Here is an 8,062-nt window from a genome sequence, read left to right on the forward strand (position 1 = left end):
TAATCCTTTCCGCTGATCGGGAGAATTAACCCTGACGACCTAGGCCCGAGAGAGCCGACGGTGCAGAGACGGACGGGCCGGGTCCCACTTTGGACCCCATGCACTAGCGGCGGCGCAGCAGGCTCCTCATCCGGTTGCGCAGCAGGCGCGCCATGTTGCGGGTTTCGCGGTAGAGGTGAAGCTGCGACGCCGCCTGGCGGGCGGGGCGGTCGGCGTCCGGCGTCAGCCCGATCACCAGCGTGCCCATCGGCTTGCGTTCGCTCCACAGCCGGCTCATCACCGGATGGTCGGGCACCGCGCAGGAATCGGTCATCATGATGTTGGGGTCGTCGAGATGCTGCCTGGTCACCTCGATCATCAGCAGCGTGCCCGGCGAATAGGCAGCGAGCGTCTCGTCATAGGCGGTCTTCCAGGTGTAGGCGACGCCGGCCTCGACGAAGACGACCAGGCAGGCGATGGTGCGGCCGTCGAGCGTCAGCGAATGGATGCGGCAAAGATCCTGTTCGGCCAGCCGGTGCACCGCTTCGCGGGCGAAGGCGGCGCGGTAGCGGTCGATGGCCATGGCGGTGCGCTCGCGGCCTTTCCAGCCGGCGGCCTCCAGTGTCAGGAAATTCTCGATGGCATGGCGGATCTCGTCCGGCCCGCGCGCCACGACATGCTCCAGCCGGCCGAGGTCGGCAAGGCGGCGCTTCAGGCGGCGGAACTCGCGATAATGGTGCGCGCGCAGCGAAGCTTTCAGATATTCCTCGCCGTCGAGCTCGCTTTCGAGCACCGGGCGCTCGGCCTTGCCGGTGGTGACCAGCGTCAGGCCGCGCGTTTCGGCGACGCTGGCGAGCAGGCTCGCCACCGGGCCATCCAGCCTTATGTCGGGCAGCCCGAAGACCTTTGGCAGCTTGAGATGCGGCCTGGACAGCATCGCGAAGAAATCCTCGATGACGCCGATCGGATCGTCGCGGTCGACCAGCGGCGTGCCGATCGGGCCGAACGGGCTCGACCAGGTGCGCATGACTGGAACCCCGAGCGGCACCACCGGCCGCTCGACCGAGAACGGCACCAGCAGGCGCAGCCGGTTGCGGTACTGGTCGCCGTCGCGGATGACGGCCAGCCGCACCTCGCGGTCCTCCAGTCTGGGCATGGCCGGCGCCAGGAAGCGCGGATTGAAGAAGACGTTGGGCTCGATCGTGCGGGTGCAGAGATAGTCGAGCTCCTCGACCAGGTCGAAGCCGGCGGAGGCCGGATAGATGGCAAGCTTGCGCTCGGGCCGGTTGTTGGCGAGGATCTCGACATGGGCGGGATCGGCTTCGCGGGCAAGCCCGGCAAGGCAGGACACCATGGCGCCGGCCGGGCCGCCGCTGGTTTCCTCGAGCAAGGGGACGGCAGCCATCAGGCGGCTCCTTTGGCGGGCACGAAAATGACCATGGCGATGCCGAGCTTGCGCCAGACCGTAAAGGACAGCGCGCCGGCCTCGAAGATCATGGCGAAGACGGTGGCCATCGCCGCGCCCCACAGACCGAAGAGCGGGATCAGCACGACGCTAAGCGCGATGTTGAAGGCCAGCGTCATGGCATAGACAGCGGCACAGATATTCTGGTTGCCGCTCATGGTGAGCAGGCTTTCGCAAGGGCCGACGGCGGCCCGCGCGACGACGCCGAACACCAGCACGAACAGCAGCGGATAGCCGGCGGAAAATTCCGGGCCGAACAGGGTCAGCATCGGCTCGCCCAGGGCCAGCACGAGCAGCGCCATCGCCAGCGACGGCCAGAAGGTCCACGACACGGTTTCGCGGGCGAAGGCGGCGAGCTTTTGCGGCTCGCCATGGGTGAACTGGGCATAGCGCTGGGCGACGCCGGCCTTGACCGCGAAATAGACGAAATGCACCAGCGCCAGCGTCTTGACGGTGGCGAAATAGACGGCGACGTCGTTGGGATGGAGATAGGCGCCGACCATCAGCACGTCGGCATTGGTGAGCAGGAAGAAGAAGCTCTCGACCAGGAAGATCGGCAGCGAGACGATGAACCATTGGCCGAAATGCAATTTCATCGGTCCGGCCGGGATTCTTTTGTCGATGCGCGACGTCACGCCGATGAGCTGGCCGAGCGTGGTGGCATAGGTGGCGGCGATCGCGGCGAAGATCGCCGTCTTGGCGTCGGGCGCATAGCCCGCCAGCAGCATCAGCGCCATGAACGCCAGGATCAGCAGCGGCCGCACCAGGAATGTCGGCGACAGCGCAAACAGTGCCCAGGAATTGGCCCGCGCCAGCCCTTGCAGAAGGTCGGACATGGCAATCATCGGCAGGCAGATGATGCCGAGGATGAACGGCACGACATAGTAGTTCTCGATAAAGGGCGACAGCAGCCAGACGCCGAGCGCGCCGAGGCCGGCGATCAGCGTCGAGGCAACCAGTACGAACAGCCGGCTGGCCCGCACGATGCCGCGCAGTTCGGCCATCATGCCACGCTCGCGATATTCGGGAATGAAGCGGATGATCGAGGTGTGGAAGCCGAGGCAGGCGAGATTGCCGACGATGACCATCGTCACCCACACGAGCACGAAAATGCCGTATTCGAACGAGCCCATCCAGCGCGCCATCAAGACCTGGCTGACGAAGGCGATGACGGCGCTGACGATGCGGACTGAAAAGGCGATCAGCGACATGCGGCCGGCCTCGCCGCGCGCGCCGGCGCTGAACAGGACGGCATCGATCAGGCCAAGCAGCGGCCTTATGCGCAGCGCAAGGCGCTGCGGCAGGAACCGCCCGGCTGTCGTCGCCGCGGAAAAGCGCACCCAATACTCTCCGTTTTCCGCCAATTTACAGGGGTTAGATGTAGCGGAGACACATTAAGAAACGGTTGGGTGGGCGGTGGAGGGGGCCCGCACTCTGATCATGCCGGCCGCATGGCGATGCGAGCGGACGCCGACAAATAAAATCTGCTGGCATGGGCGAGCTTCCTAGTTATGCTCGATTCGAGTCTTGATGCGGAACAAGACTAATCACGCTCTTGCGCGGCCCGGGGGAGAAATGACGGAAAAGACTGTCGCTGATGCGGTATCCGCCTACGGCGCATCGCTTAAGCCGAAGCTTTCAAATCCGGCAATCGGAGGCGCACCAGAGGATCAGCTTCGCGGACCGCTCGAAAGGCTGGTGCACGAGCTTGCCGAACTGGCAAAATACGCCGCCGGATCGGTCCACCTCGTGGGGGAGACAAGTCTTGCTGACATCAAGACGCGTCCGGACTTCGCCGTAACAGTCAACAATGCGCTTGTCGGCTTCATCGAGGTCAAGCAGCCCGGGAAGGGCGCTGACCCTCGCCATTTCAGTGACCCGCATGACAAAGACCAGTGGAACAAGCTGAAGTCATTACCCAATCTGCTCTACACCGATGGCAATGCGTTCAGCCTTTGGCAAGATGGAGTGCTGCAGGGCAAAGTCGTCTTGCTGGATGGTGACGTTGTCTCTTCAGGCGCGAAGCTGGGTGCGCCAGCCAGTCTTCTTCCGTTGATCAATAACTTTCTGACCTGGGCTCCGATCGCGCCGCCAAATGCAAGGCGCCTGGCGGAAGTCAGCGCGCGGCTCTGCCGGCTATTACGCGACGAGGTCGTGGAGCAGATGGCCCGTGGCAGCGAAGGATTGACGGCGCTGGCGAAAGACTGGCGCAAGCTGCTGTTTCCGGAAGCCGACGACGCCCAATTCGCTGATGGTTACGCGCAAGCGGTGACCTTCGGCCTTCTCGTTGCACGAGCCCTAGATATTCCACTCACCGGCGGCATTCACCAAGCGGCCTACGAGCTGAGAAAGACGAATTCTCTGATCGGCACCGCGCTCGGGCTTCTGACCGACGACGAGGCCAACCAGCAGGCGCTGAAGACATCGCTGCAAACGCTGACCCGCGTTCTCAATGAGGTGAACTGGCACACGATCAGCAAGGATAAACCGGAAGCGTGGCTCTATTTCTACGAAGATTTCCTTGAAGTCTATGACAACACGCTGCGGAAGAAGACCGGCTCATACTACACCCCGCCAGAAGTGGTCAGCGCGATGGTGCGACTGGTCGATGAGACGTTGCGTGGCCCTTTGTTCGAGCGCCACGCCGGGCTTGCGTCGGCCGACGTGACGATTGCCGACCCGGCGGTCGGCACCGGCACCTTTCTGCTAGGTGTATTGCGCCATATCGCTTCAACGGTGGCCAACGATCAGGGCGAAGGTGCCGTGCGCGGCTCAATCGCGGCGGCGGCGCAGAGACTGGTCGGCTTCGAGCTTCAGTTTGGCCCGTTCGCGGTGGCGCAGCTTCGTCTTATTGCCGAGATGCAGACGTTGATGAAGACGAACGATGGCGATCTGCCGCATGTCCCAGAATTGAGGTTATTCATTACCAACACGCTCGGCAATCCGTTCGTTGAGGAAGAGACGCTTGTTCAGGTTGGCGCCGTTGCAAAATCGCGGCGTGATGCCAACACGATCAAGAAGACTCAAAAGATCACTGTCGTCATCGGGAACCCGCCCTACAAGGAAAAGGCCAAGGGACGCGGCGGTTGGATCGAGGCCGGCACGAAGGGTCGGCCGTCGCCGATGAGCTGGTGGACGCCGCCGAACGGTTGGGGCGTGGGCGCGCACGCCAAGCATCTGAAAAATCTCTATGTTTATTTCTGGCGCTGGGCGACATGGAAGGTTTTTGGCTCGGGGCTCAACGCATCGACCGGTCTGCCCGACAAGGACGAGGAAGGCATTGTTTGCTTCATCAGCGTAGCCGGGTTCCTCAACGGCCCGGGCTTCGAGAAGATGCGCGACGACCTTAGGCGCAGTTGCTCGGACATTTGGGTGGTGGACTGTTCGCCGGAAGGGCACCAGCCAAATGTCCCGACGCGTGTCTTTCAAGGCGTACAGCAGCCAGTCTGTATCGTGCTCGCGGCGAAGAAACTGGCCAAGGACAACAACAAGCCGGCTCGGGTTCGTTTCCACGCATTGCCGAAAGGCCGTCGCGAGGAGAAGTTTAAGGCGCTGGAACAGCTCTCGTTCCACGGCACGGATTGGGAGGACTGTCTCACCGGCTGGCGCGACCCGTTCTCTCCGGCGGCGACGGGGGCATGGTCGAGTTTTCCCCAGCTCAGCGAATTCTTCACATACAACGGTTCCGGCGTTCAGCCGGGCAGAACATGGATCATCGCGCCGGATTCGCTTTCACTCGGAAGTCGGTGGGAGAGCTTAGCATCTGAAGCTGATCCTGATCGAAAGGAGCAGAAATTCCATCCTCACCTTCGTGACGGTGTGCCAGGCGACAAGCATATTCGCAAAATTGTGAAGGATGCCGTTAGGGGCCATGAACACCGACCAGGACCAATCATCTTCGACAGAGGCCCAGTAATAAATCCAATCCGCTATGGCTATAGGACATTGGATCGACAATGGATTATTCCCGATGTGCGGGTGATTAATCAATTGAATCCGACACTGTGGAATACACACTCGAACCACCAAGTTTACCTCACGGGGGTTATATCGAGCATCACCAAGATCCGGACCGGCAATCACATTCACAGGCTATGTTCCGGATTACGACCACTATAAAGGCTCCTTCGGCGGCCGCGTGCATCCGCTATGGCGCGATGCTGCTGCCAAGGAGCCGAATGTCTCAAAGAAGCTGATCGCCCTGTTGGCGGAAACGTACGGCCATCCAATATCGGCCGAGGATGTAGTCGCCTATCTTGCAGCAGTGATGGCACATCCGGCCTTTACCAAACGCTTCCAACCTGACCTCGTGCAGCCCGGCCTGCGCGTGCCGCTGACCGCCGATCCTTCGCTGTTTTCGGAAGCCGTGACGTTGGGTCGCGAGGTAATCTGGCTGCACACTTATGGTGAGCGGTTTTTCGATCCCACCGCGGGTCGACCGAAGGCGCCGCCCCGGATGGTAAGGGACGCAGCCCCGACAGTTCCGATCGGTGGCGCAATCCCCGGCGCACCGCAGCCACTTCCGGATACTATGGAGTACGATCCCGTGAAGCGCCGGCTCCATGTAGGCAAAGGCTTCGTAGACAATGTCACGCCGGAAATGTGGGACTACGAGGTGTCGGGCAAGCAGGTGGTCTGGCATTGGTTCAGCTATCGCAAGCGCGACCGATCGCGTCCGCAGATCGGCGATAAGCGACCGCCGTCGCCCTTAGATTTTGTGCAACCAGACCACTGGCTCGCCGAATACACGACCGACCTGATCGATCTGCTCAACGTGCTTGGCCGGTTGGTGGCGCTGGAGCCGGCGCAGGGCGACCTCATGGAGCGCATCCTAGATGCTGAATTGATCAAGGTAGCACACCTGCAATCGGCGCTCGCAGCCGGCGGTGCGGAAAAGGTCAACTGACAGGCGACGTCAGGAATACGGGGATAAGCCGATCGCGGGTAGTCGCTTCACGAAACGGGATGAGGCATAGTTCGGGTCAGAATCGAACCCTTGCATCCGTGGACATGGCAAGAAATCAACTCGACCTTTTTGGCGCCGAAGAACAGTCCGAACTGTTCGATGAGGATGCGCCGACCGTTTATTATCATGGCGATCCGGACCGGGTACGCGCGCGATTGCACAGGCTTATCGCCGAGGCGCGCGGCGCCGAAACGCTGCCTTGGGATCAGGACAGCGTCCGGCTCTACCGCAAGATCGTGCCACAGATGGCGCTTTGGCTGCCGGAGGAAGAAGCGGCGCAGTTGAAGTTCGAGTTCGAGGCCGAAATGGAGCGGCTGAAAGCTGCATGAATCAGCTTTCGTTTTTCGCAACCGAACGTGCTGTCACGGAGCCTCGCGCTCCTAACGTCGCCTATATCCGCAAGCACCTCAACCGACTGCTTCGCCTTGCCGGCAAAGCTGAGCGGCTGCCGTGGAGCGAAGCCGAGACAGCTAGCTGGGAGAAGCTGGTTCCGGAGCTGACGCTGTTGCTTCCGCCGGAAGAGGGCGAGGCCTTGCGAGTTGCCTTTGAGTTGGAGTTGAAACGGCTTAAGGCGGCGTAAGGGTGGGGACCAATGAAAGCAACCGTTCCACCTTTCGCAGAGTTCTTCGTGCCGGTTCTCAGGGCGTTGGACGCACTCGGTGGCTCGGCTTCGATCGAAGAGATTGACGACAAGACGGCTGTGTTGATGAACGTTTCCGACGCGGCGCGGACGGTGCTGGTTGGCGATGGGCCAAGGTCGAAATTCGACTATCGCTGCGCCTGGGCGCGGAGTTGGCTGAAGAATGCGGGGTTTACGAATAATAGCGAGCGCGGCGTGTGGGCCCTGACTGCGGAAGGCCGTGCAGCGTTGTCACTCAATCCGGACGAGATCGTGCGGAGCGTCAGGCGGGCGGATGCCGCTTTGCGCAAGGCGAAGGTTGTCGTCACCCCTGAGCGGGTAGAGGTCGAGGCGGAAGCAGCGGAAATCTCTTTGAAGGATTGGCGCGAGCAATTGCTCGACATTCTCTTGGCGCTGGACCCAGCAGCCTTCGAGCGCTTGTGCCAGCGGCTCCTCCGAGAGGCGGGTTTCATCAAGGTCGAAGTAACCGGGAGGAGCGGCGACGGCGGCATCGACGGTACCGGCGTATTGCGGGTCAACCTGCTTTCATTCCACGTGCTGTTCCAATCCAAGCGCTGGAGAGGATCAGTCGGGGCAGGCGTTGTGCGAGACTTTCGCGGCGCCATGGTGGGGCGGGCGGACAAGGGCCTGATTATCACCACCGGTACTTTTACGGCGGATGCTCGTCGAGAGGCCGTGCGCGACGGAGCACCGGCCATCGACCTGATCGACGGCGACGGATTATGCGACCTGCTCAAGGAGCAGAAGATCGGCGTGCGCGTGAAGATGGTTGAGGAAGTAACTGTGGACGAAGCCGCCTTCGCGGGATTTTAGCTGGTCACGCTGGCGGGACAGCGCCCCCCTCTAGCCTGCCGGCCATCTCCCCCTCAAGTGGGGAGATCGGCCAATCGCGAAAGTCCGCGCTGCCCCTCATCCGCCCGTCGGGCACCTTCTCCCCGTATGACGGGGAGAAGGAAGAGGCTACATCCCCTTCATCGCATCACATGAAACATTCGGGTTCATGTCGGCGAAG

General features: G+C 61.7%; 7 protein-coding genes. 5 read left to right on the plus strand and 2 right to left on the minus strand.

Annotated elements, in window-relative coordinates; all coding sequences use genetic code 11:
• Positions 1 to 103: 103 nt before the first annotated feature.
• Entirely contained in the window at positions 104 to 1,384 is a 1,281-nt protein-coding gene (locus NKH90_RS17190) for a GNAT family N-acetyltransferase (protein ID WP_352820137.1), read from the minus strand.
• Positions 1,384 to 2,784: a lipopolysaccharide biosynthesis protein gene (locus NKH90_RS17195; protein ID WP_352471346.1), complete on the minus strand. Its 1,401-nt coding sequence runs from the start codon at positions 2,782 to 2,784 to the stop codon at positions 1,384 to 1,386. Before NKH90_RS17195 ends, NKH90_RS17190 begins: the two co-directional genes overlap by 1 nt.
• A gap of 235 nt (positions 2,785 to 3,019) precedes the next feature.
• On the opposite strand from NKH90_RS17195, the gene NKH90_RS17200 reads away from it, so the two are divergent.
• From NKH90_RS17200 to NKH90_RS17220, 5 genes are all read left to right on the plus strand, one after another.
• A complete protein-coding gene (locus tag NKH90_RS17200) occupies positions 3,020 to 5,563 on the plus strand; it encodes an N-6 DNA methylase (protein WP_352820138.1) in 2,544 nt (847 codons plus the stop codon).
• Complete coding sequence (locus tag NKH90_RS17205; RefSeq protein ID WP_352820149.1) at positions 5,523 to 6,350, plus strand: type ISP restriction/modification enzyme; 828 nt, start codon at positions 5,523 to 5,525, stop codon at positions 6,348 to 6,350. Before NKH90_RS17200 ends, NKH90_RS17205 begins: the two co-directional genes overlap by 41 nt.
• 104 nt (positions 6,351 to 6,454) lie before the next feature.
• A complete protein-coding gene (locus tag NKH90_RS17210) occupies positions 6,455 to 6,739 on the plus strand; it encodes a hypothetical protein (protein WP_352820139.1) in 285 nt (94 codons plus the stop codon).
• Entirely contained in the window at positions 6,736 to 6,990 is a 255-nt protein-coding gene (locus NKH90_RS17215; RefSeq protein WP_352820140.1) for a hypothetical protein, read from the plus strand. Before NKH90_RS17210 ends, NKH90_RS17215 begins: the two co-directional genes overlap by 4 nt.
• Before the next feature lie 12 nt (positions 6,991 to 7,002).
• Positions 7,003 to 7,863 (plus strand): restriction endonuclease, encoded by an 861-nt coding sequence (locus tag NKH90_RS17220; protein ID WP_352820141.1) that lies wholly within the window; start codon positions 7,003 to 7,005, stop codon positions 7,861 to 7,863.
• Positions 7,864 to 8,062 lie beyond the last annotated feature (199 nt).

The sequence above is a fragment of the Mesorhizobium sp. M0898 genome (assembly GCF_040319695.1).
In the GTDB taxonomy this organism is placed as follows: domain Bacteria; phylum Pseudomonadota; class Alphaproteobacteria; order Rhizobiales; family Rhizobiaceae; genus Mesorhizobium.